Origin of the sequence: Prolixibacter denitrificans, from assembly GCF_003014495.1 — a bacterium.
Taxonomy (GTDB): domain Bacteria; phylum Bacteroidota; class Bacteroidia; order Bacteroidales; family Prolixibacteraceae; genus Prolixibacter; species Prolixibacter denitrificans.
The window spans coordinates 15776-42571 of the sequence record NZ_PYGC01000008.1 but is presented as its reverse complement, the minus strand read 5'-3'; the positions used below and the strand labels follow the sequence as shown (position 1 = coordinate 42571).

16 protein-coding genes and 1 tRNA gene are annotated in these 26796 nt (G+C 45.2%); 2 read left to right on the top strand and 15 right to left on the bottom strand.

The window, feature by feature from the left end:
* Window positions 1-16: 16 nt before the first annotated feature.
* The 4 genes from CLV93_RS14510 to CLV93_RS14495 form a co-directional block, all read right to left on the bottom strand.
* A complete protein-coding gene (locus tag CLV93_RS14510) occupies window positions 17-3082 on the bottom strand; it encodes a SusC/RagA family TonB-linked outer membrane protein (protein WP_106542935.1) in 3066 nt (1021 codons plus the stop codon).
* Between the two features lie 450 nt (window positions 3083-3532).
* Window positions 3533-6433: a ligand-binding sensor domain-containing protein gene (locus tag CLV93_RS14505; RefSeq protein ID WP_170108963.1), complete on the bottom strand. Its 2901-nt coding sequence runs from the start codon at window positions 6431-6433 to the stop codon at window positions 3533-3535.
* Between the two features lie 46 nt (window positions 6434-6479).
* Window positions 6480-6863 (bottom strand): co-chaperone GroES, encoded by a 384-nt coding sequence (locus CLV93_RS14500; protein WP_106542933.1) that lies wholly within the window; start codon window positions 6861-6863, stop codon window positions 6480-6482.
* A 165-nt stretch (window positions 6864-7028) separates the two neighbouring features.
* Window positions 7029-7115 (bottom strand) — tRNA-Ser (locus CLV93_RS14495).
* A gap of 213 nt (window positions 7116-7328) precedes the next feature.
* On the opposite strand from CLV93_RS14495, the gene CLV93_RS14490 reads away from it, so the two are divergent.
* A complete protein-coding gene (locus tag CLV93_RS14490; protein ID WP_106542932.1) occupies window positions 7329-8531 on the top strand; it encodes an L-serine ammonia-lyase in 1203 nt (400 codons plus the stop codon).
* Between the two features lie 189 nt (window positions 8532-8720).
* Entirely contained in the window at window positions 8721-10154 is a 1434-nt protein-coding gene (locus CLV93_RS14485) for a monomeric [FeFe] hydrogenase (RefSeq protein WP_106542931.1), read from the top strand.
* A gap of 87 nt (window positions 10155-10241) precedes the next feature.
* On the opposite strand, the gene CLV93_RS14480 is transcribed toward CLV93_RS14485, so the two are convergent.
* The 11 genes from CLV93_RS14480 to CLV93_RS14430 all read right to left on the bottom strand — a co-directional run bounded on the left by CLV93_RS14480 (window position 10242) and on the right by CLV93_RS14430 (window position 26666).
* Entirely contained in the window at window positions 10242-11081 is an 840-nt protein-coding gene (locus CLV93_RS14480) for an endonuclease/exonuclease/phosphatase family protein (RefSeq protein WP_106542930.1), read from the bottom strand.
* Window positions 11082-11243: 162 nt separating this feature from the next.
* Window positions 11244-11858 (bottom strand): thioredoxin family protein, encoded by a 615-nt coding sequence (locus tag CLV93_RS14475; protein ID WP_106543080.1) that lies wholly within the window; start codon window positions 11856-11858, stop codon window positions 11244-11246.
* A gap of 131 nt (window positions 11859-11989) precedes the next feature.
* The gene (locus CLV93_RS14470; protein ID WP_106542929.1) at window positions 11990-12955 is read right to left on the bottom strand and encodes a carboxylesterase family protein; all 966 of its coding nucleotides are present in this window, start codon (window positions 12953-12955) and stop codon (window positions 11990-11992) included.
* A gap of 32 nt (window positions 12956-12987) precedes the next feature.
* Entirely contained in the window at window positions 12988-15621 is a 2634-nt protein-coding gene (locus CLV93_RS14465; protein WP_106542928.1) for a glycoside hydrolase family 2 TIM barrel-domain containing protein, read from the bottom strand.
* A gap of 124 nt (window positions 15622-15745) precedes the next feature.
* Window positions 15746-16594, bottom strand: coding sequence for an endonuclease/exonuclease/phosphatase family protein (locus CLV93_RS14460; RefSeq protein WP_106542927.1), 849 nt, complete (start codon window positions 16592-16594; stop codon window positions 15746-15748).
* A 51-nt stretch (window positions 16595-16645) separates the two neighbouring features.
* Complete coding sequence (locus CLV93_RS14455; protein ID WP_106542926.1) at window positions 16646-17413, bottom strand: glycoside hydrolase family 16 protein; 768 nt, start codon at window positions 17411-17413, stop codon at window positions 16646-16648.
* 132 nt (window positions 17414-17545) lie between these two features.
* The gene (locus CLV93_RS14450) at window positions 17546-19075 is read right to left on the bottom strand and encodes a SusD/RagB family nutrient-binding outer membrane lipoprotein (RefSeq protein WP_106542925.1); all 1530 of its coding nucleotides are present in this window, start codon (window positions 19073-19075) and stop codon (window positions 17546-17548) included.
* A gap of 12 nt (window positions 19076-19087) precedes the next feature.
* Window positions 19088-22522, bottom strand: a complete 3435-nt coding sequence (locus tag CLV93_RS14445) for a SusC/RagA family TonB-linked outer membrane protein (RefSeq protein ID WP_170108962.1) — start codon at window positions 22520-22522, stop codon at window positions 19088-19090.
* Between the two features lie 177 nt (window positions 22523-22699).
* A complete protein-coding gene (locus tag CLV93_RS14440) occupies window positions 22700-23689 on the bottom strand; it encodes a FecR family protein (RefSeq protein ID WP_106542923.1) in 990 nt (329 codons plus the stop codon).
* A gap of 101 nt (window positions 23690-23790) precedes the next feature.
* Window positions 23791-24375: an RNA polymerase sigma-70 factor gene (locus CLV93_RS14435; protein WP_106542922.1), complete on the bottom strand. Its 585-nt coding sequence runs from the start codon at window positions 24373-24375 to the stop codon at window positions 23791-23793.
* Between the two features lie 245 nt (window positions 24376-24620).
* Window positions 24621-26666 (bottom strand): M13 family metallopeptidase, encoded by a 2046-nt coding sequence (locus CLV93_RS14430; RefSeq protein ID WP_106542921.1) that lies wholly within the window; start codon window positions 26664-26666, stop codon window positions 24621-24623.
* Between the last annotated feature and the right edge of the window lie 130 nt (window positions 26667-26796).

Genomic DNA, 26796 nt, shown 5'->3' with positions numbered 1-26796 from the left:
ATTTTCCTGTTAAGCATTAGAAAGTAAGGTTTACACCCATCATGTAGGTACGCGGCTGCGGATAAATACCGCGGTCAATACCTCCGTTGATTTCCGGGTCAAAACCTTTGTAGCCTGTAATGGTGTAGAGGTTCTGTGCTGAACCATAGATTCTCAGTCTTGAGATATGCAACCAGTTGGTAGCTCCCTTCGGCAAGGAGTATCCAATCTGCAGGTTCTTGATACGCACATAGTTTCCGCTATGAACGTACAGATCTGAAGAACGGTAGTTACGGTTCGTATCGTTCAGGGTAACACGAGCGTGGGTTGTAGAAGTTCCCTCGCCGGTCCAACGATCCAGTACTTCAGTAGTGTAATTGGCGTTGGCCAGGTCATAACGGTGAGAAGCATCGTAGATATCGTTTCCGGTGACGCCCTGCAAGAAGAGGTTGAAATCCCACTGGCGATAATTAAGTCCAACGTTCAGTCCATATGTCCAACTTGGAGTCGGGTCACCAATCATGGTGCGGTCCAAATCGCTGATAGTTCCGTCGTTGTTGACGTCAACAAAACGAACATCGCCCGGGACAGCACTTTGGCCATAGGTTGAGTTATAAGCATCAGCTTCTGCCTGGTTTTGCAGGATACCGTTTGTTTTGTAGCCGTAGAAATAGTTCATTGGCTTACCTTCTTCGATGCGGGTAATCTGCATACCTTCCGGTCCCCAGGTTGCACCAGTAATATAACCAGATTCGTTACCGATTTTCTGAACCTCATTCTTCAGGTATGAAACTGTCAGTCGGGTGTCCAGACTCACTTCACCAATCTTGGCTTTGTAGCTGAATTCACCGTCAAAACCAGTGTTCAACATATCGCCCAGGTTAGTCAGCGGAGCAGCATTACCTACAAGTGCAGGAATCGGTGCAGTCACCAACATATCGCGGGTTAACTTGTGATAATAGTCGAGTGCAAAACGGAATTTATTTTTCAGCAAACCGATATCCATACCAATGTCAGTCTGCTCAACCGTTTCCCATTTCAGGTCGGGGTTCGAAATCTTCGTAGGACTTGCCCCTGGAGTCAGTGTCTGATCAACACCGAAAGTGTAACGACTACCGCTACCAATCAACGAAGTATACGCATAATCGTCGATCTGCTGGTTACCGTTTTGTCCCCAGCTGGCACGAATCTTCAGGAAATTCACAACGCTGCTTCCAGCCATGAAATCTTCCTGCGAAAGCACCCACCCAGCAGAGAATGAAGGGAATATTGCATAGCGATTGTTCGGTCCGAACTTTGATGAACCGTCCATACGAACCGTACCGGTAAACAGGTACTTATCTTTGTAGCTGTAGTTCATACGGCCAAAGTACGACAGCAAAGATGAGTGCCATGCATAACCGTACAGATTTTCACTCTCTTCGTTCTGTGCATAGTCGAAATAGTTCATCGACGGATCGTAGAAGGGCATTCCCTGTTTTGAACCGCCCATGGTGTTTCCTTCGGCTTTGTAAATGGTATTACCCAACAGGAAAGTGAAATCGTGCGTATCATTCCACAGGTTATGGTAAGTAATCGTGTTCTCCCAGTTAAAGTTCAACGCCTTACTGGTTTCACGGGTCATACTATTATAATCCTGGTAATTGGTTGCATTCAGATAATGAACCGGTGATGAACCATCATTTCCCCAGAATGCAATATCAGCACCAAAGGTCGAACGCAATTTGATATTCTTCAGAATCGTCAATTCAGCGTACAGGTTTCCTACGAATTTGTCGGTGTAATATTTATGATGCAGAATAGCCAGTGCAGCTACCGGGTTCACAATCTCGGAAGTCACATAAGGAGAAATTCCGTAAGGTTGTCCTTTGGCATTGGTTACCGCATTAGGATAGTTCGACAGCAATGCTGCAGCGGCAGTTGAATCAGTTACTACGACCGGAGTAATCGGGTCCATGTTCAATGCACGTCCCAGCGGAGAACCCCATTCCGTGTTTTCATCAACGCCTTCGCTTTTGCTACGAGAGTAACCAAAGTTGTGACCAAACTTGAAAATCTTGGAAACATTGTGATCAGCATTGAAACGAAGGGTCATGCGCTCATAATTTGAATGTCCCTTGGCAACAATACCCTGCTGATTGAAGTACGAAATAGAAGTCAGATACTTCGACTTCTCGTTTCCACCCGAAATGGTTACCTGGTGATTCTGAATCGGTGCATCATAGTTAAACACCTCATCTTGCCAGTCAGTTCCTTTTCCATAAGAATATGGGTCAGAGAAAATCGGTTGGCCACCACCATTCACAGAAGCTTCATTCATGATGACTGCATACTGCGTTGCATCCAAAACAGACAATTTTTTCCAAGGATTCTGGATACCGTAATAGCCATCGTATGAGACGGTCATTTTGCCGGCTTTACCATTCTTGGTGGTGATCAGCACAACACCATTCGCACCACGAGAACCGTAGATAGCAGCAGAAGCAGCATCTTTCAGCACTTCGATGGATGCGATATCACCGGGGTTCAGGTAGTCAATTCCACCGTCAACCGGAACACCGTCGACAACATACAACGGCTGTGTACCCGAGTTGATAGAAGAGGTACCGCGAACTTTCACGTCCAGTCCTGCACCGGGCTGACCAGAGTTGCTGGTGATAGTGACACCGGCGGTACGTCCCTGAAGTGCTTGTTCGGTCCGAAGATTAGCTGTTTTATTGATATCCGAAGAGTTTACCTTGGCAATGGAACCGGTTACAACACTTTTCTTTTGTGTACCGTAACCAACAACCACTACTTCATCAACGCCCATGGTCTCGCTTTGCATGCTGACGTTGATTTGCGATTGTCCCTGAACCGGAACTTCCTGCGTTTTCAATCCAATAAACGAAAACACCAGGGTGGCGTTATCGCCCACCTTAATTAAATAGTTACCGTTAACATCGGTAATGGTTCCTGTTGTGGTACCTTTTACCGAAATACTAACGCCCGGAATCGGCGAACCATCTTCAGCGCTGGTTACCGTTCCTTGTACATTCCGTTCCTGAGCAAATCCCAGTGTTGCCACCAGAACCAGAAACGTTAAAATGAAGACTTTTTTCATAGAGTAGGATCAAAGTTTAAAACAACATCGATTTAACATTGACTTTACAAATACAGTCACAAAAGAAGTCTTCATATAGTGTTCAGAAGAATTTCACCACCCAACAAAAACTCATCAAACACTTTTTAACAATACATCATTTTTTCATCATTCAATTTTTAATTAATTTATTTTCAGGATTATGTAATTTGAAAAACTAAAAAATTGCCATATCTCACACTGATTTTGACTACATCAAATTAAAAAATGGGGAAGGTTGACAGAGGTATGACCAATATTAAGCAAATGTGAACTACCAGGATTGTAGGAAACGCTGGCTTTTTGTTCAAAACACAAGTAAGATTCTCTCCAACAGCTAATCCGGATAAAGCGTATAGAGTAGGAAAGAAATGTATTGTCTTACAGTGAGAAAGAAATAAAAAGAAAGAGGCAGATTTTTCTGGTACGATTCTAAAAACGAAGAATAAAGTCAGTGAGATTATCGTGACGTTGCAGGCCTAGTTTTTTACGCAACCGGTATCGACTTATTTCAACTCCTCTGACAGAGATATTCATCAAGGCAGCTATTTCCTTGCTGGAAATATTCATCCGCAGATAGGCACACAATTTCAATTCTTTGGGAGAAAGCTCAGGAAACTGCTCCTTTATCCGTGTCAGAAAATCTTCATGGACAGTTTCGAAATGTGTTTCGAATATCTGCCATTGCTTTTCGTTGTCTACCTGGCGGTCGATTCGTCTCAGAATGCTCCTCAGCCGGGCCTGTAAACTTTCGTCAGTTATATTCTCCGTCGCTTTCTTGAGATCGTTTTTGATTTTGTTGAGCATCTTGTTCTTCTGGATCATCTCCATCGAAGCATTTGCCAACTCTTTCTCTTTATGAACCATCTCATTGCGCAACTTATCGTTCCGTAAACGAATAATTTCTTTATCAGCTTCCAACTGTTTTCGTCCCAGTTCTTCTTCCCGCCGGGCATAGAGTTCCCGTTGCCGGTTAGCTTCCTTCTCTTTGGAACGCTTCATTTTCCAGCGAATGAAATAATAAATTCCCCACACGAGCAGTAAGAACAAAAAGCCATAAACAAGATATGCCCACACACTCCGGTACCAAGGAGGCAATATGGTAAACCGATAGGTAGCCGGAGCACTCTCAACTCCGTAACGGTTGATTCCTCTTACCATGAAGGTATAGTCCCCCTCCGGCAGGTTGGTATAATCACGCATGGTACGCCCCGACCAATTATTCCAGTCGTCATCAAATCCCTCTAACTTCAATTGGTAAGTCACGTGCCCGATGTTTTCCATATCGGCAGCAGCAAAATAAAAACGAAGGTCGTTTTCCCGGTAAGGAATAGATGAAACCTGCTTTTGCAGGCCGTTGCCGTAAAAAATCACCGAATCAGTTTTAATCACCGACACTTTACTGATCAACGTGTAAAACTTGTTATTCCACGATTTAATGAAAGTCGGGTCATAATGAGCCACGCCGTCGTCATAACCGATAAAAACATCCTGCTCATCGACGGGCAAAACAAATTCGAAAGTAGGAAGAAACCTTCCCGACAAACTCCTAAAAGGCATCTCAACACTACGGTACGTTCCATCGGGTTGCTTCTGCATCACTCCGGCCTGATTATTCCGGAAATACCAGATATTACCTCTTTTGTCTTCCCTGATATAGCTTAATCCCTTCAATTTCCCGAACAGCTCGGAATAGGTCTGACTTTTACGGAAACTATTGGTACTTGGGAAATATTGGTATACGCCATCGGTAGTCAGAAAAACCAGTCTGTCTTTTAAGCGGTAAATTCCCACATTCATGGCCTGAGGCAAACCTTCTTTCTTTCCGTATAGTTCGGTGCGAATGACATGCGTATAATCTTCACTGATTTCTATCCGGAAAACCCCGCGATAACCGTGTTCCATCCAGATATTTCCTTTGTCGTCAAACTCGAACTGCCGTGATGACTCTTTGAACCCTTCAATTTCGCGCACATATTTCCAGCCTTGCGGACCTCTCTTGAAAAGCGACAAACCATTATAGTGTCCTCCAATCAACAGGTCAGGATGTCCCGGAACTTGCCTGAACCCCCAATATCCGATAACAGAAGAAATCTGCTGAGGCTTTCCGTTAATTATTTGAAACGCACCGGCATTGTGTCCAACAAGCAAAATATTGTCAAATACTTCCAACGACCAGGCTTGGCCACGAGTCGCGTTCAGCATGGTAAATCGTCCCAAACGCTTAATTTTCTTGTCTGGATCCCAGCTGTGGTACACCACTCCCTGGTTAGTAGCAAGATATATTTTCCCTTTATAAATTGCCGCAGAATAAGTCGCCCCGACACCATTATTAAACCCGATGAGCGAAAGCGGAGAGTTTATTTTTATCTGTGAAATACCATTATCGAGTCCAAGCCAGAGATTGTGATCATTATCGACGAAAACCGACAGAACCGTATTGTTTTGCAATCCTTCTTCACGACTAATATTCTGAACAACATTGCCTTTCGAATCGGTAATAACAACTCCGTGAGAAATGGTTCCAAACGCATAATGGTCACCATCAATCTGAGCAATCCCCATCACACGATTTGCTTTCAAAAGCTGGTCAGCTTCATTATCCCATGCCACCATCTCTTTGCCATCATACAGAAATACGCCTTTGTTCTGTGTCGCAATCATAAACCGGTTTCCCGGAAACGGTAATATTCCCCAGATTTCCTGTCCACGTATTTTCTCCGTACCCGGAAGAGTAACCAGTCTCCCGTTAACCAGCTCCTGTAATCCCTCAGCGCGATTGTCTATCCACAGTCGGTCATTCACTTTAAATGAAAAATGAAACAGCTCATCTTTCTCAGGATGCAAAATCCGGAACGTTTTTCCATCCCACAGCATTAGGCTGGTATATGACTGAAAAACCAGTTGCCCTTTAAATTTGTAAATACGCCAAATCTCACCGAAGTTTTTTTCGTCGTCCGGAAGATGAGAAGACAGAGAATGATAGACCATACGTCCCTGTTGGTCGGGATCGAAATAACCAAATTCGTTGAATCCACCAACGTAGATCCGGTTTTCATCGCCCACCAACAACGAACGTACAATGGATGAATTAGGTAGTGGGTAGGTGTTCCAATTGACGCCATCGAACTGTAAGAGTCCGTTATTATTGGCAAAATACAGTTTGTCATCCCTCCCCTGAGCGATAGCCCAGCTTTGCGTGCCGGCGCTATAATCTTGCTTGGTGAAATTTTTGATGACGGGCAGACCAATGCTCTTTATCGCTCCCTGAAGCGATTCACCTAAAAATAAAAGTAATATAAAAAAAACGGATACTATCTTTCTATCCATCATAAGCCTCCCATCATTCCCGCTTCTGCAAACGGGTTCTTCAAGCTGGTTATTCGAAAAGTCCTTCATCTCTCACCAGCATTAAAATTGCTGAGTGCGGAAGAATCACGTACTTTTCCTGGTTAAATTCGATTTCGTAACCTGATTGACTAAGGTAAATGGCCAAATCACCGGCTTGCGCCTGAAGCGGAACATACTTCACCTCTTCATGCTTATCCTTCCACGGTTCATCTTCATCCGTCATGGCCGGAATAGGAAATCCCGGACCAACCTTAATAACATAGCCGGTCTGTACTTTTTCTTTCTCTACTGCTGCGGGGGGAAGATATAACCCGGATTTCGTCTGTGTATTCGGATTTTTGGGCTTTACCAATACCCGATCTCCCACCAGGATAAATTTGGCAATATCCTTTTTATCAATATCCAGTGTCATGTCAAGTTAAATCGTTTATCAGCACAAATATAGCATTTTGCCAAAAAACTATATTCTGAGTATTCTTTTCAGTACAACAGGGATGGAATATAGGAAGAGTTTAAACAGCCGCTCTTAAAACAAGAAAGCCCCGCATAAATGCGAGGCTTATTTCGGTAATCAATGCGGAGAGTGAGGGATTCGAACCCCCGGTACCCCGAAGGGTACAACAGATTTCGAGTCTGCCCCGTTCGACCACTCCGGCAACTCTCCAAAAGCGGTGGCAAAGTTAAAAATATTCGACAATAACAGACAAATTCATCTCAAAAAATCGGCATCTTTCATCTGGTTGCTTTTCGCTCTGTCCATCGATGAAATTTAGGCCCGCTGAACGAAACCAGTTTGCTGAAATAGCATAAAAAAAAGAGGTAACTTTCATGATTGATATCCGGAAAAACCGTTATTTCGCAACAAATATTTCCTCAAATGGAGTCCATCAAAGAAATTTTCCGAATTGGTAACGGCCCGTCGTCCAGTCACACGATGGGACCGAAGAAAGCGGCCGAACGTTTTCTGGCTCAAACCCCCAATGCATCGAGCTATCGGGTCACGTTATACGGGAGTCTCGCTGCCACGGGCAGAGGCCACTTAACCGACGTCGCCATTCAAAATACATTAGGCCCAGACCGTGTCACCATATTGTGGGAGCGGGAAACGTTTTTAAAACGCCATCCAAACGCGCTAAAGCTGGAAGCTCTCGACAGTGACGGAAAAGTCACCGCCAGCTGGACGGTATACTCGGTTGGCGGCGGTGCCATTGTAGATGACCAAACTGAGCTGGAAACCGTTTCCGTTTACCCCGATTCCACCATGGACAGCATTCTCGGGTGGTGTTACGAAAACGGGAAAAGCATTTGGGAATATGTGGAAGTAAACGAAGGCCCCGAAATCTGGAATTACCTGGCAAACGTGTGGCATGTAATGGAAGCCGCTGTTAAACGAGGGCTCGATACAGAAGGAACACTTCCCGGTGTGCTGAAGTATCCGCGAAAAGCCGCCGGTTATTACGCAAAAGCGAGAAATTTCAAACCAGCTATCAAGAAACGTTCGTTGCTGTATGCTTATGCCTTAGCTGTTTCGGAAGAGAATGCTGCCGGCGGAGAGATTGTCACCGCTCCGACGTGCGGCGCCAGTGGTGTTTTGCCGGCCGTTCTTTATTACATGAAGAAATACCACAAAAGTTCGGAGCAAAAAATTCTGCACGCGTTGGCAACCGCCGGATTAATCGGCACGCTGGTGAAAACCAACGCCTCCATTTCAGGTGCTGAAGTGGGTTGCCAGGGCGAAGTGGGAACAGCCTGCGCCATGGCATCGGCTGCTGTGACACAACTGAGCGGTGGTAGCATTTTCCAGATTGAATATGCAGCAGAAATGGGACTGGAACATCATCTCGGCCTCACATGCGATCCGATTGCCGGCCTGGTACAGGTTCCCTGCATCGAGCGAAACGCTTTCGCGGCTGCCCGTGCACTAAACCACAAAAACTACGCACTGCTTTCCGACGGACGTCATCTCATCAGTTTTGATAAGGTGGTGCAGACGATGAAACAAACCGGCCACGATTTGCCTCATCTCTACAAAGAGACATCGGAAGGAGGATTAGCTCACTTTCACGGCTTGAAGATGTAACAAATCGTCATCTAAAAACAAGCACACATAATATCTATATATTTCGATTTATATAATTCAAAATCAATCGCTTCTTTAAATTGATTTTGAATTAGTGCCGTAACATAGATTTATATGTTATAAAACATACAAGCCTGAGAAAAAGTATATTTTTGCCGCCGAAATCAAACTTTAATCAGGCTTTAATCAATGGCATACGTCAATAATACCATGATCGTCAGGCGGGAGCTCCTTTCCCGATTGGCGGGACTCATCAAAGAAGACCAGTTAGAAAACCAGATTGACCGGATCCCGGTAGAAATGTCCCCACGGGAACGAGGTGCCCAGCGTCGTTGCTGTATCTATAAAGAACGGGCCGTTCTGAAATACAAACTGATGCCGATCCTGGGGCTCCTTCCGGAAGAAGAAACTGATGAACTGATGCCACTCGCCGATTATGCGAACGAGGCACGTCAACGCACAGCTCCCCGCAAGGAAATCCTCACGGTAGTGGACGAAGCATGTACCGCCTGTGTCAAAGTCAATTACGTGGTTTCCAATCTTTGTCGTGGTTGTGTGGCCAGTCCGTGTAAAATGAATTGCCCGAAGAATGCCATCACCTTCAACTGCAACGGACAGGCTCAGATTGATCCGAAAAAATGTGTCAACTGTGGTATTTGTAAGAATGCCTGCCCGTATCACTCCATCGTACACGTGCCCGTTCCGTGCGAAGAAGCCTGCCCGGTTGGCGCCATTTCCAAAGACGAACAAGGTGTTGAGCACATTGACGACGCAAAATGCATCTACTGCGGAAAATGCCTGAATGCCTGCCCGTTTGGTTCTATTTTCGAAATTTCACACATCATCGATATTTTCAAAGCCATTCAGGCCGGTGAACAGGTAATTGCCCTGCCGGCTCCATCCATACTGGGACAGTACAATTACGAAGCAGGAAAAGTATTTGCTGCCATTAAAGAACTGGGCTTTTATGACGTAATGGAAGTAGCGCAGGGTGCGATGATTACGACCACCAACGAAGCAGCTGAGCTAAAAGAAAAGCTGGAAAGCGGCCAGTCGTTTATGACCACCTCTTGCTGTCCGGGGTACGTACAAGCCGTCGAGAAGCATGTTTCGAACATGAAATCATACGTTTCGCATACCAAAACACCGATGTACTATGCGGCAGAATTGGCCCGGAAAAAGTATCCTGATGCCAAACTCGTGTTCATTGGCCCGTGTATCGCTAAGCGGAAAGAAGCAATGATTGATCCGAACGTTGATTATGTGATGACGTTTGAAGAACTGGATTCATTCTTCAAAGGGTTTGAAATTGATATTGAAAATTGTGAGCCGGTCAAACTGACCTACAGCACGCCTGAAAGTCGTGGATTTGCGCAATCTGGAGGTGTAGTTGAAGCGGTGAAAGCAGAAGGCCTCGCCGTTGATGTTCGGGCCATCGAAGTAAATGGCATCAACAAGAAATCAATTGGTTTGCTGAAAGCATACAGCAGAGGAAAAGCGCCGGGTAACTTTATGGAGGTGATGGCTTGCGAGGGCGGATGTATCGCCGGACCGAGTGCACATGTCGATACCGGCCAGGGAAAAAAACAACTGAAAGCGACATTAGAATCGCTTCAGGCATAACGAAAACGAATCAAACTACAGCCAAAACAATCACGAGCCGGAATCTTGACAGGAATTCCGGCTCTTTTGTTATCTCTTATCAACTCGTCAATCAATAAATTTGGCTTCCACCAATACGGGAAGATGATCGGAAGGATAGCGTTGCTCCTTTGAATCGGAGAGAACACCATAGCGCAACACCCTCAACTTATCGTTGACAAAAATGTAATCAATCCTGTTTTTCAAAGGTGAGTTGAAATCAAATCCCTCGAACGTACCAACCGGTCCGTAAGGTGGAGAAAGCGTTGCCAACCGTGAATCTTTCCACTGACTACGAATCAAAGCAATCGCATTGGCTTCCGGCGTCAGGTTTAAATCACCCGTCAGGAAAACCGGCAGACGATCACCTCCTAATTCCTGCACTTTTTTATAAATCAGTTTTGCCGACTCTTCGCGGGCTTTTACCCCAACATGATCAAAGTGGGTCGTAAAAACGAAGAACGATTGATTGTTCTCCTGGTCTCTCAACTTCGCCCACGAGCAAATTCGCACACAGGCTGCGTCCCAACCTAAACCGGGCTTATTGGGAGTTTCCGACAACCAGAAGTGCCCCTGCTCTTGTAAACGATATCGGCGTGTATCATAAAAAATAGCAGAATATTCACCTGCCTGTTTGCCGTTATCGCGACCAACTCCCACATAATCAAACGTCCGCATTCCCTCTTTCAAATCGACAATCTGGTCGTGCAAAGCCTCCTGCACACAAAAAACGTCCGCTTTATGGAATTTCAAAAGAGCGATAACATCTGCTTTGCGGTTGGGCCAGGCATTCACTCCGTCATCAGGATTGTTATACCGGATATTGTAAGTGATGATGTTCATGTTTTCCTGCCCGAAAACCGGTATGGTCAGTAAAAGTAAAAAAAAGTAAGTCAGGAGTTTTCGCATGATAAAATGGATTTTTGTTAGGAAACCATACAATGATCGCAGTTTTCATCCATTTTTCATAATGCTTTAAAAACTAAAATCAATATCGCTGTAAAGCAAAAAAGGAAGAACCACCATCCGGCAATTCTCCCTCTCTCAACATCTCAATTTTCTACTTGTGGACTAATCAAGTTTTCTTTTTATACTACATCCAACGGGTGGTGTTTCATTTTTTGCCACCATTTTTCCGGCAGCCAATTGCGAAATAGCATTCTTAAGGTATGGACTCTTCACATTATCAGCACTTTGATAACTGTCATCAATTGCACCTTTATACACTAACGTGAAATCTTTGTCAAAAAGAAAGACATGCGGTGTGGTCTTCGCATCGAAGGCATTGGCCAAGCGGCTATTTTTATCCACCACGTAAGGCATGGTGTAATTATGCTCCTTTGCGTGTTCCTTCATGGCTTCAAAGGAATCAACACCATCCCTCTTTTGGTAATTGGAATTCACCAACACCATTCCAACCTGGTGTTCATCCGCCCATTTTTTAATTTCAGGATATCTTCCTTCCCACATTTTCACAAACGGGCAGGTATTACAAGAGAAAATAACGACCAAACCATTGGCCTTTTTCAGATCATTCAGGCTATATTCTTTACCGGAAACATCTTTCATTTTTACGTCGGTCATCACGGCTTTTCCGCCGAGCTTAAAATCCGGCAAATGAACCTGAGCCGCTGCATACAATGATGCAGTAAAAATCAGGGTTACAAGCAAAATCATTCTCTTCATAAGCATCAATTAAGAATTTATACTACAAGCGTTTACGGGCCGCCATATAAAATGTTTCCGGATGAAGAAACAAAAAAAAGCAGCCTCCGTTTCCGAGAGACTGCCTGGCTTATGCTTTGATGTTTGTCTGCCTAATTGTCGCAAAAATCATAAAGGGAATCACCCTTTTTGTACTTCGGACTCTTGTCGATGGTATGAATCTGCGCCTTTTTACCCAGAATGATATAGTTGTAAGCAAAATCGACAATATCATCCACCGATTGGGTCATCGGTAATCCCGACATTTCGTGACCAGCGCCGCAGCGGGTTTCCAGCCAATAAGTTTTTCCCAGTTTGCGCAAGCGGTTCGCAATCGTGTACGAGCCATCCAACATCATGTAGCCCGGACTGTCGATGCTGCAATAGTGGTGAGGCGCCGTGGCATAAGGCACCAGGTTGTCAGCCGTTCCATGAAACATCATCGTAGGAATGGCTGTTTCAGCCGTAATATTGGCTGCATTGACCATGGCGCCTGCAAAAGAAATCACTCCCGCATAACGGAATCCGGTAGGCAATTCCTGCTTTCCTTCCACCCATTGCGTTACCGGACGGTAAGCCGCATTCAAAACTGTTTCGGCACCTGCACTACTTCCCGAAATAATAATACGGCTGCTATCAATGCCAAACTCTGTATGATTCTTCAGCATGAAGGCCGTAGCACTGCGCAAATCACTCACCGCCTTCCGGAAAGTCTCCATCTTCACATCAGCAGGCACATCACATCCGAACCCCGTTCCTTTCCGGGTTAACCGGTACGAAATTGAGGCAGTCACATAACCTTTCTTTGCCAGATGGGTACACAGGTTGACATCGGCTTTGGAATCACGGCTTCCACCGGCAAATCCGCCACCGTGAACATGAATCCAGGCTGCCCGGTCGGTCGCTTTATCGCCTGCCGGGAAATAGATATCCAGCTTCAGTTGCTGACTGTCTTTCACGGCATACGTGTAAGTTTTCTTGACAAAACCACTGGCGATATCGTCTTTGTAGCGAGTTTGTGCCGATACACCAACAGCGACGAACAACGTCAGCAATAGTGTAAATACTTTTCTCTTCATGCTTCGATACTTTATCTGATTTATGATTGTATTCAACGTTTTTCGATACGGATGCCACTAAGCAGCGTTTTTCCATGCTCAGGCAGAAATTGAACTGAAAGACCTTCGCCTTTTTTCACATTCACCATAAAAGTCTTCTTTACTGCCCGCAAAGCACCGTAATCGCGCGCCAGGTTGAAATGCCCGACTTCATGTTCTCCGTTCATCGAAATCCCAAAACTCCTGAGGTTAGCCTTTTGCTCATTCTCTTCGTTGCTCAGGTTATAAATCAACTGCGGTTGTCCTGCTTTCGAGTTGGGTTCGGCAAACAACAATGTCACCTTGTAACAGCCATCCGGCACATCGAACCGATAGCTTTCCAGTCCTTCGCGCATGGTTTGATAAAGCGGATCGTCATCCGTTCCTTTGATGTTGGATTGTGTACTCAACGCTTTCCACGAAACAGAATGATAAATATCGCCGCCGACATACCCAAAACTTCCCGGCTGATATGGCTGGTCAGGAATCCAGTTTTCACCGGTCAACTCATTATGGAAATTGCAATTACTGCCCACGTTGACGCGGATGGTATGAAATTCTCCGGCTGTCAGCTTTCGCGGAATCATTTTTACATTAACCACCAGCGAATCTTCCGCCATATCAGTCACCGCCAAAAGTTTATTGGGCCCTGAAACGAAAGGAACCTGCATCTTCACAATGCCGTCAACCGGTTTTTGAGAATTGATCCACTCGCCGTTTCGATATAGGGTCACTTGCCCTGAATTGGTGAACATCCAAACCTGATGCTTCGACTTTCCGTTTTCATCTGCCACATAAGTCCGGTTGGTATAATTCGTTCCGGCAATGGCTACCCGCGGCAACTTATCGTTCATCACCTGGTAATAGTGATAAACATCCTTGGGCGTGCGGTTATACTTTACCAAACCTTTCTGGTTGATGTGCGGAATCGCATCAGCGCGGCCTTCCGAACCAAAGTCGGCAAAAATCCACGCAGCCATTCCCATTACATAGGGACGCTCGTCCACCTGGAAACGATAGCTGGCATGTGAAAGGAACTGATATTCTTCGGAGTAATCCCACACTTCCGGATGATCGGTATGCAACCGGACATCGCTTCCGGGACCGTACTCCGAAAGCATGATACAGCGGTTCGGATGTTCCGCGTGCTGTTTGTCGAGAAAAGTTCCCAAATCGGTGTATTTACCGCCGTACCAACCCATATACAGGTTCCATCCAATTACCTGCGGAATATCGGCAATTCCTGTTTTATTGTAGATGGGATTCTGATGCAAGGCCATCACGGTTAACCGGCCGGGCGCCTCGCTTCGGGTTAACGAATCCAGTTCTCGCGCCAGTTTCAGCGTATTTTTGATTTTCCAGTTACGAACGCTGTCGGAAAGTTGTTTTGCGTATGCCAGACGGATAAATACTTCATTCATGTAACCATACATCACCACCGAAGGATGGTTGTAGGTTTGATGAATCTGTTCCCGCTGCATATTCAAACAGTTCTCGGTAAATTCCTTCGATTCGGTAATTTCATTCACCACCGGGATTTCACTCCACACAAGCAGTCCCAGCCGGTCGCATTCGCGATACACTTCCGGAGCCTGTGGGTAGTGCGCCAGCCGGACAAAGTTGGCTCCCATCTTTTTTATCAGCTCAAAATCCTTTTTATGCAAATCATTGGGCAAGGCATTTCCCAACCCGGCGAAATCCTGGTGCCGGTTCAGTCCGTGCAGTTTCAATGGTTTTCCATTCAGGAAAAAGCCCAAATTCGGATCAGCTTTAAACCACCGGAAGCCCAACGGACTCTCCACCCCGTCGAGAATACTGTCGCTATGGTAAAGCTGCACCGTGGTTTTTACGGTGTATAAGTTAGGAGCATCGGGCGACCAAAGCTGCGGTTTATTTAACGGTTTCGAAACCATCTCAAAATCGCGATCGCTATTTCGTCTTACGGTAAACACCTTGTTCAGCACCTCCACGAGCTTCCCTTCCGGGGAAAAAATCTCAGAACGAACAAGCAGACGATTTGTTTTTCCGGTCTCATTTCGAACGGTTCCCCGAACCTTCACCTGAGCAGATTCAGCAGAAACCTGCGGCGTATTGACATAAACCGCGGGCGTCGCATATTTCGAGAAAGCGAAATGAATGGGGTTATCCACTTTGAGCCACACGTCGCGATAAATGCCTCCGTAAAAAGTGAAATCAGCTTCCAGCGGAGGAATTTGCGGGTCAGGTGCATTGCTCACTTCCACGCGCAAATCATTGTCAGAACCGTAATGCACGTAAGGAGAGATATCGAAACTGAAAGCCGTGTAACCGCCCTTGTGTTCGCCTACTTTCTGCTCATTGATAAAAACAGTTGCTGTTTTGTTGACTCCTTCAAAATCGAGAAAAAGCTTCTGTCCTTTCCAGCCCGCATCCACATATAAATTGCGCCGGTACCAACCCGTTCCGCGATAATATCCAGGCTGATCGTCAAATGCATCTTTCGCGTTCCAGGTATGAGGAACATTGACCGGTTCCCATTTTGTACTGTCGGGATGATCAGTTTGTTGGAAAAACCAGCCACTGTTCAAGCTGGTTTTGATGACGGGAGCAGCCCAAATTGAAGCGCTCAGAAACAGGGAAAAAGCTAGACCTAGCAGTCGTCGGCTCATGATGTAAGTTGATTTTATTGAAGGTCTGAATTTAACAAGAACGGGGTTTCCCGGCAAAAAAATTCCCCCGGAATACGTTCCATGGGGGAATTAAAATTGAAGGCGCTAACGCAACTATCAGGTGTCATTTATCACTGTTCGTAAAGGTCACCTCTACAAAAACCGGAAAATGGTCTGACGGAAATCGGTGATCCCGGCTATCGCGTAATACAGCATATTTCTTCACAGCAATGGGCGCCCCTTTCCGGATAAAGATGTAATCAATGCGGTTGGTCGGTTTTACATCCCATTGAAAACCATTAAAGGTGGCTGCAGGACCAAACGGCTTGATTTCGCTGAGCGACTTGGACTGGTTGAAGCTCTTGTCGATTTCCTGAATGACATCACTTTCCGGAGTTGAATTCAGGTCGCCCATTAATATCACCGGCAGGTTGGCAGTATTGATTTCGTTTATCTTTTTCAACACCAGGGCCACACCGTTTTTACGGGCTAGCTCCCCTCTGTTGTCCAAATGGGTATTGAAAACCCAGAACGATTCATGCGTCAACTTATCGTAGAAAAGGCCATACGTGCAAATTCGCAGATAAGCAGCATCCCAGCCTTTCGAAACTTTATCGGGGGTTTCCGACAACCAGAACGTGTGATGCACCAATACCTTAAAGCGGTTGGCATTGTAAAAAACAGCAACATGTTCTCCTTTGCTGCCGCCTTCGCGCCCCTGACCAATCGACTGATAATCTTTCAGTTCTTTATTCAAGTAATCTATTTGATTCGGTAATCCTTCCTGCGTACCAAATATATCGGGTGCATAAAAATTGAGCTGATCGACCATAAAATCCTTCCGGTTTTCCCAGGAATTCAATCCATCGGACGCCAGTGCCAACCGGAGATTGTAGGTCATTAATTTTAGGTTTTGAGCCTGTGCTACCTGGATAGAACCTATCACCAGAATCAGAAAAAACAGCTTTTTCATTTTGATATCTTATTCTCTGTTAACTATTTCAGTTTTTCTTCCATCCGGATATCACTTCTGATATACTTTCACCCAGTCAACGACCATGTCAGTCGGAAAACATTTATTATCGACTTTCGAACCTCCCATATTACCACCAATCGCGATATTGAAGATCAGGTAAAAAGGTTTATCGAAAGGCCAGTTCTTAATATTTTTTTGCTCAGGCTGATAGTGATAGATCTTTTTGCCGTCCACGTAAAAAGTGATAAAATCTTTCGTCCATTCCATACTGTAGATATGAAATTGAGTGTAAGGATTTTTTATTTCCACGATTCCCGTATAGGGTGTTGCTCCGTAACCCGACGGATTGTGTATAGAAGAATGAATGAAGCCTGGTTGTTTGCCAACATGCTCCATGATATCAAGTTCCCCGCAAGCCGGCCAACCTACTTCCTTAACATCTGCTCCCAACATCCACAATGCGGGCCATGTGCCCACACCTGCCGGCAATTTCGCTCTCATTTTAACAATACCATAAGTGAATTCGCGCTTGCCTTTGGTATTGATTCTTCCGGAAGTGTATTCGTTATTTTCATGCCGGGCTTCGATAATTAGCTTCCCATCTTTCACTTCTACGTTTTTACCATCGGTGTAACGCTGCAACTCGTTGTTCACCGTTCCCGGTTTCATTACCCGATTGTTCCAAGATGTGGTGTCAAGCGAATTTCCGTCGAAATTGTCTTGCCAAACCAATTTGTAGCCTTCAGTAGACTGTGAAAATGCACTGAAAGAAACAAGACATAAAATGACTGAAAAGAATATTATTTTGTGTTTCATAGCTTTTGGTGTTTTATTTTACCCGATATACCAAAATGTCATCCGGGCAATGATTTATACATACCGTAAAAAAATGGGGGAGGCTTAGCTCTCCCCCATTTTATTCACATTTTTACTAATTAAGCTCACCCTTTACTTCAAATACCACGGAACCTGATTGATTCCATCATATCCATTATACTGTTCGTCAATAGCTTTTTGATAATTGACCGGATTTTTGGTTTGTTCATCCGTTGGGTACATCCAGCGCTTAGGATATACGGTCGGATCTTCCGGGTTCAGACTGGTCGAAGGATTCAGCGGGTAAACCGGGTAGCCTGTACGCAGGAATTGCTGGTAGTTTCCTCCATTACCCTGGAAGAAATCAATCAACCAGCGTTGTGTCCATATTTGATGCAAGCGATCCTCTTTTGTTCCGCTGGTGGCATAAGCTGCAGCACCCGTAAAGTAGTTATCAATGTAGTTTTGATCGATAGCCATTCCGTGCACATAATCAGCTGTGTGAGGAAGGTTCATGTAATATTCCAGCTGGGCTTTCACTCCATTTTGATAATACTGCTGAGCATCACCCGAAACCCAACCTTCTTCAATGGCTTCCGCAATAATGAAACACTGTTCGGAGTAAGTGAAATAGAGCATCGGATCATTATCCATGAAAGCGACGTAACGTTTATTCAGCAAAGAATAGTCACCGTCTGCATTGTTCAACGCAAGCTGCTCGGCAGCCATGGATGAAGGAGCTCCCACATAGGCATCCCAATCCGACTCGGTAAGTCCACCGTCAATTTGTGCCTGTGCCGGTTCTGCAAAATAGAACAAGCGGCGATCATTGAAATTCTTCAGCGCATTAACAACCAACTGTGTTACACCCGTATTCTGTCTGCGCTCCTCGCCGTTATACATCGGATATGTTGCATTCGGATTATCAGAGTAGACCAGCTTAAAGTTATCGTCGTTACCGGTCATTAAATTTCCGGCGTTAACGATGGCAGCAAACCTTGCTTTCTGTTCCGAAGTTGCCTGCTTGCTCATGGTTTGAATAACTTTCAACTGCATGGCATTACAAAGCTTTCTCCACTTGGTAACATCGCCACCGTACATGATGTCGCCATCGAAATTCGTGCCTTGTGCAAAATCAGCCTCTGCTTTCTGCAAGTCACTCAGGATTTCAGCAAATACATCGGCCTGTTTATCATATTTGGGTTGGGTGATACCTTCCGTCGCCATTCCGGCTTCCGAGTAGGGCACATCACCCATATCCAATGTAGCCGAGAATCCAAACCAGGCTTTCATGAACAACTGCAATCCTTTATAGGATGATTCAAATTTTGAACCTTCTGCATATTGGGTCATATACTGAAGATCCGTCAGTCTGGAATAGGCACCAAAACTGCCGTAAGGCCAATATGAATAATAATATTGGCCAGGGTTGGGATTGGTTTCCAGCATGGCAACGTGTTTATTAAACAAGTTACCGGAAGTAAAATCAGAAGGGTTCGGGTTCCAAAACCGGTACGTATCTTTCAATACCTGCGTAGCAAGCATCGAGGATGTTACCTGATTCGTTTTATTTGGGTCTGTATTGATTTCCTCGAAGTTACTGCAGGAAACCGCAGTAAAGAGAGAAAAAATCAATAGAAATATATATGTTAGATTTTTCATAGTTCTGTTTTATTAGAATGTAAGTTTAACATTACCTCCAAGATATCTCACTGACGGGTCAGAAAAGTCTTCATTACCGCCATCCGGATCAGAATATTTAAAATCCTTGGCCCAGAACAATACATTTTGTCCGACAAAACCAATCGATGCCCCTTTAATAATTCCTCGTCCCCAATTATTCAGGAATCTATCCGGAACAGTGTAAGTCAGCGACACCTCGCGAAGTTTCAGGAAGGTTCTGGCATATATATCATTAGGATTGGGGCTACCACCCCATGCGCTGGAGTTATGGAAATCCTGTACTGCCTGCTTGTATGTTTCAGGTACATCATTGGGAGCGTATTGGCGGTTATCGGTAAGAATATTACCATTGGGATCATAAGTAACCGACCCGGATATGACCTGAACGCCATCTCCGATGTAGTGTCCCGTACTCGGATCCTCAACATCCAATTTGCGTGCTTCGGTTACCGAATTGGGATGCACTCCGGCTTGCCACATATAACTTTCGGTCCGGGTAGGCATTAAACCACCGACAACCCCATCAAACGACATATACAAGCTGACGTTCTTGTACCGCAAAGTGGAGTTCAAACCCCAAATCCAGTCCGGGTCGCTGTAACCGTACAAGGTAGTATAGCTGCTCCTAACAACACGGCCGCTGGTATTGTAAATCAGCTGTCCGGCATACGGTCCATCAGGAACGCGGAGGTAATCTTTCGTTGTAAAAGCGTCTGTGCGTTCTCCAACCTTCACCCAGGGTTTTCCGTAGTTGGATGTATAGGTTGAATCGAGCTTCGTATAAACTTGTTTATAGGTCGACCAGTTGGCACCGATGTCCCACTGCCAGTCCTTTGTCTTCAGCGGTGTAGCCGTAACAGCGACTTCCCATCCGCGGTTGGAGCGTTGTTCATCCGTATTCAAATAAATACCGGTATATCCGGTAGCTGATGACAACGGACCCAGCTTCAGGATATCAAAAATATGCTTCGCATAATAAGTCACATCCACCGTAAAACGCTTCTTGAACGTCATCGCCTGAAAACCAACTTCTGTTGTGGTGTAAGAGTTCGGGCTGTATGTATTCAGATATAACGAACTCGGTGCTGTTGCTCCGTTCAAAGCATTCCACGTGCCCGGATTAACCGAGAAAACACTGTTAATGGCATACGGATTCGGTGGGGTTTTTGCTTGTGTCCAGGAACCTCTGAATTTCATCAGGTCCAACCAGCTTTTGGTAGACGGCAGAAGCTCAGATACGACAAAGCTACCGGAAATGGACGGATAGAAATAAGAGCGGTCCGCTTTCGGTACATTCGGATTGGCCAACATGGAAACCCAGTCATTACGACCGGTAACATCCACAAAGAGCATTTTCTTCCACGAAAGTGCGACCCGACCAAACAGTGAATTGACTTGTCGCTGCGAAGTGCTTTCACCAACAGCTGCCGGATTTACAGAAGCATTCAGTGAGAAATACTCCGGTATTGAGATACCACCGACGGTCTCAGCGTTGATGTTGTCGCTACGGTCGTAGAACATGGTCCCCCCTGCCAAATAATCCACATCGAAATTATCCAGGAAAGTCCGGCTACCGGTCAACAGGAAATCACTGTTGATACTATAGCCCTGCGTCCGACCAGTCAGGTAAGCTCCGGTCCGGCTACCATTCCAGGTATAAGGATTTCCGGGAATACCCGTGTTACCTGAAGAAGTATATGATCCCTGCGATATCCTCAACTGCCCACGGTTAATAAAGAAATCGAGACCTCCACGAAGTGTGGCAGTCAACCACGGGGCAATATCATAACTTGTCGTCAGATCGGCGTTGAAAATATCACGCGATTGCTCATTGGTACGTTGATACCGGTCAAAATACGGATCGTTCTGATTTTTACCACTGTAGGTATTGGTATCAAAATGGTATCCGAACTGGTTGTTCTGAAGCTGGCCCGGTATCAGCCAGTAGTTGTTTTTATAGTCGAGAATGTTGAAATCGGCAGAAGACCAGATAAGCAGCGTGTACATAGGGTCGTATGAAGTATAACCATTGGAACCCATGTTAGGCGTTTCCCGTTTGGTATACGACATATTCGATGAAAACTTGAACTTATCCAGCGTAATATCGCCGCCTAATGTATAGGTGTATTTGTTCAACATCGAATTAGGATACTGTCCCTTGTTCTGGGTCCAGTTCAACGAACTCCTCAACGCTATTTTGTCTGTTTTAAAAGCGACACTTACGTTGTTATTGGTAACATAACCTGGCTCCAGGAAGTTTTTAAAATTATTTTTTCCAACAGGCAGGTATGGGTAATCCCGGAATTCCTTTGCAATCGGATCCCATTGCGTTCTAACGGTTCCGTCCATAAAGGTTCCCCAGGACTGATCGGAGTTGATATTATAAACATATGCCGTACCTCGACCATACACACTCTGCTTTTCGGGAATGGCCAGAAAGCCAGCGCTAAACATCGTATTCGAGGAGACATCAACGGATACTCCCAATTTATTGGTACTACCATTTTTGGTCGTAATCAGAATCGCACCATTTTCTCCACGGAAACCGTAAAGAGCGGAAGCGGTTGCCCCTTTCAGAACGCTCATTGACTGAATATCATCTGCAGCGATATCGTTCAGGGATTTATTGGCGTATGCAACCCCGTCGATAACAATCAACGGACTTTCACCGCGGACTGAGATGGTAGGTGCTACGTTAAAGTCGGTTGAGTTTTGAACCAAAACCCCGGCTACTTTACCGGTCAATGATGTTCCTACATCGACACCGGAAACTTTTTGCAGGCTCTGCCCCTGGACAGTCTGAACTGAATATCCCAGTGCTTTCTCTTCACGCTTGATACCAAGTGCTGTTACAACGACTTCACCCACACCAATCGATTCTTCTACCATTGTAACATTGATATTGCTCCTGCCTTGAACGCTGATTTCCTGTGGTTTCATACCAACGAAGGAAAAAACAAGCGTTGCATTGGCCGGAACATCATCCATCTCGTAGTTACCATCCGCATCGGTGATGGTACCTTTCGATGTACCTTTAATCACAATGGTCACACCGGGCAGCGGCCCACCCGTCTTGTCGACTACGTGACCTTTTATGCTCATATCTTGCTGAACGCCGGAGGTTGTTGCCGGACTTAATACAATGTGCCGGTCTTTAATGGTATAATTAATTTTCTCCCCATTGAACAGCTGGTTCAAAACCCGATCGATACGCTCATTGCTGGCTGAAATACTTACCCTTCTGTTGACATTAATCAAATCGCTGTTGTACAGGAAATAAAACTCACTCTGCGATTCAATTTCTGACAATACCTGCTTAACAGTAGCATTGTTCATGTCAAGAGAGAGACGGGCTGACTGTGCGTAACCTTCAAGAGCAAAGGTCTGCAACGTTGTAAGCAATAGTATTACTGCTGTAAGCCTCATGATAACAAGAAGTTTTTTGCAGCTGTGATACCACAACGGCAAGTTGTTAGCTTTTTTTTTCATAGATTTGAATCCTTTAGATTATTACTTTTCAATAATTTAACCCTTAACCGGGTATGAAAGGGAGTGTTGGCGCACTTCCTTTCTTCTTTACAAGTTGTTTCTCATTGGCAAAATCTATTTTGTTTTCTTTTTGATATAGACGATTGATTTTGAATATGTTTTTTTACCTCCCTCATCATAATGAGCAGGTTGATAGTCAATTTCAATAGGCGAAGAGAGCTTCAGCAACTCAAGCACCTGGTAAAGCGATTCATTCTCGAACGTGGTGGAAAAATGGTAATTAAGAATTTCCGGATCTTCAATAACGACCTTTACCCCATACCATAACTCCAACTGTCGGGCGACTTCCTTCATCGGCGTTTCATCAAATACCAGGCGACCGTTATGCCAGGCGATGTATTTTTCAATATTTCCTTCTGAAAGTTGAATATCGCCCTGCTGACGATCGACAACAGCGCGTTCACCCGGATGTAGAATTACGGACTTCGACGAAGTATGCTCCTGATTTTCCGCCGTCAAACTAATTTTACCGCGGGCCAACACTACCCCAACCTTTTCCCTGTCCGGGTAGGCGTTCACATCAAACCGGGTTCCCAGAACTTTTACCTGGACATTGTCAGCCTTTACGATGAAAGGAACTTCGGGGTTTTTCTGCACACTGAAAAATGCTTGTCCAATCAGCGAAACATTTCGTGTTTTTCTGGAAAATGGTATCGGAAAGCGAATGGTACTCTCGGCATTAAGCCACACTTTACTACCGTCGGGGAGAATAATTTGAGAACGGGTTCCGGGCGGACTCGTTATCTGTTGCATTGAAATCTGGTCACCGGAAATTCCTCCCTGCGAAAAATAATATTGCCAAAGGGCAAATAACAGTACGGGGAGAAACAAAATTGCAGCAGCTTTGCTCAGGTACCCAACATAAAGTCTCCACTTGCTGTCTCCCGGCAACCGGTTGTTAACCTTGACAAAAGCACCTGAAACATCGACATGATCTACCAGGTCGATAACATTGACCGCCTCAGACACCTGCTCCAGCGTATCCATACGCTCACGCTCTTCTAGCAAGGCAACAACTTCTTTCTTTTTATCTTCTATATGCATACGAATGCGATTCCCTCTTCTTGTATCGTTTATATCAAATACAATCAACTCTGGGGGCACACGTAATAAAAGACAAAAAAAGTTTACGAGGATTATTGAAACTAAAGTCTAAAACCAAGTAGAATGAGCAAAGGCAGGTAATCCTTGAGCTTTACGCGGAGGGTTTTTAGCGCATGACTGATATGCGTCTCAACTGTCCTTTTGGATAGATTTAACTTTTCAGCAATCTCATCATTCTTCAGTTGCTCCAGGCGACTCAAAACAAAGACTTCACGGCACCGTTCCGGTAGTTCGTCAATAGCCTGGCGAATAATGTCCTGAAGTTCCGATGCGATGTAAAGGTTGGGTTGGTAAAGCAGGTTCTTCTCCGACATCTCGTACAGCTGCCCGATGTATTTGCTCTCGACCTTTTGATGTTTCAACGAATTCAGACAACTGTTCCGCACGGATGTAAAAAAATAACCTTTCAACGAATCAACCAATTGCACACGCTGACGCTTTTCCCAAAGCTTTACAAACATATTCTGCACAATATCTTCGGCTTGCCCCCTGTCAACAGCAAACTGAGTGGCATAGATAACCAGACCCGGATAATAAAACTGAAACAACAGTTCAAAAGCGGTTCGGTCTCCGCTCCGCAACCGTTCTATAATATATTTCTCTCGTATGCCCTTAATCAGCTGCATAAAACCAAAAATATTATTTTAGAAATAGAAAAATTTCCTCTTCACAGAAATAAAAGTAAATACACATGCTTCCCCAATAAGCAGATGAATTTCAGCAAAAATAAATTACTACTCGCTTTTTGCAGCACATTGGTCGCATTCGATGTTGTAAAACATAAACATAACGAAAAAGAAGAAAAAATACAGCCCAAAAACAAAGCCCGCCGGAAAACCAGCGGGCTTGCATATTTTGTGAGCGTATTATTTTACCAGATTTTGACCCGCAAACTATCAGGCCTCCACATCGCATCGCCTTTTTTTACATCGAAAGTTTTGTAAAAAGCCGTCATGTCCGACAACGGGCCATTCACCCTGAACTTGGCCGGGGAGTGCACATCGCTGCGCACCTGGTTGGCAATTGCTTCGGGACGCATGTTCAGCATCCAGGCCATGGCATATCCCAGGAAGAAACGCTGGTCAGGCGTTAAGCCGGCAATCTTTTTATTGTCCTTATATTGTTTGGTCTGCTGAAAAGCCTGGTATCCCATCATGATACCGCCCAGGTCGGCAATATTCTCGCCCTGCGTCATCGAACCGTTGATGTGCAAACTGTCAACAGCTACATAGCCATCGAACTGCTTCACAATCATCCGGGTTTTGGCGTAGAATTTTACGCTGTCTTCAGGAGTCCACCAGTTGTTCAGGTTGCCTTTTGCGTCGTACTTGCTCCCCTGATCATCGAAGCCGTGCGTCATCTCATGGCCAAAAGTAGAACCACCGATGATAGCATACAGAATCGCATCGTCAGCCATTTTGCGCTCGTATCCCGGAACCATGATGTTACAACCCGGAACCACAATCTCGTTGTTCGATGGATTATAATATGCGTTATAGGTTTGTGGCTCCATGCCCCACTCTGTCCGATCGACCGGCTTACCATATTTCGAGATCATGTAATTCGTGTACCACTTGTTGGCGTTAATCACATTCTGCACATAGGAAGTGCGGTCGACATGCAATGAGCTCAAATCTTTCCACTTATCCGGATACCCCACTTTCATAATCATCACGTCCAGCTTGTGCAGCGCTTTCTTTTTAGTGCCTTCCGTCATCCAGTCCAGATTTTTTATGCGCTCAGCATACACCTTCTTGATAGCGTGACCAATTTCCAGCAGTTTCTCTTTGGTTCCGGCAGGCAGGTAATCCTTCACGTACACCTGCCCCACCAGGTCACCCAGGGCGCTATTAGTATGGCCAACCACTCGTTTCCAGCGCGGACGCGGTTCCTGAATTCCCCGTAAGGTTTTCGAGTAAAAGTTGAAAGCCGTCATATAAGTATGGTCATCCAAAGAAGAAGCCAGTCCATTCAGCAAGTGGAACTTCAGATAATCTTTCCAAACGCTCATCGGGAAACTCTTCAGATAGCCGTTCAATGCGGTCAGGAATTCCGGCTGACCAACAATCACCGAATCGACCTTCGCCAGGCCCATATCTTCCGTGAAAACGGGCCAGTCAATATTGGGTGTATCCTGGTTAAGCTGCGCAAACGACATTTTATTGTAATTCTTCAACGGGTCACGGGTATCTTCCCGCTTCCGCGAAGATTTGGCCAGTGCGGTTTCCAGCTTCATCGTATTATCGGCTGCTTTCGCCGCTTCTGCTTTATCGTACCCCATGATGGTGTACATACTGTCGAGATAGGCGACGAATTTTTTACGAATCATCTTTGCCCGGTCATCGGTAGCAAAATAGTAGTCGCGATCAGGCAAACTCAATCCGCCCTGCGAAATAAAGATGGCATTCTTGCTACTGTTTTTATCGTCCTGGCCAACGTAAAAACCGAACATCGGTGAGCCCGCCACCGTTTGGATATATGCCAGTTCTTTAAACAAATCTTTGCCGGTGCCAATCTTGTCGATTCGCTCGAAATCAGCTTTCAGCGGCTTCACACCATTCTTATTCAGCGACACGCTATCCATTCCTGAATAAAAGAAATCGCCGATTTTTTGGCGGTTGCTTCCTTTCTCTACATTGGTCATCGCCGCAGACGATTCACAGACATCACGAACCTGAGCACTCACGGTATCCTGAATAATCTGAAAAATACCGTTGTATTGTTCGCTGGCCGGAATGGGGTGCTCTTTGAACCATTTTCCGTTGGCAAACATAAAAAAGTCATCGCCCGGCTTCACGGTCGAGTCGATGTGCGATACCAGGGCATCGGGAGCCTGTGTCGTATTGGAGTTATTGCAACAAGAGGCCATGAACGCCACAGATGCAATAAGCAAAGCAGGAATCAAAAATTTCTTCATAAACTGTATGATTAAATTGAAGTCGATTTCACGTAGTATGTGAGCATTTCATCGTAAAAATTACAGAGGAGTAGCCAGATTCCATTACCATGAATTCTTATTCCATTAATTCTGGCAAAGGTCTCGTCAG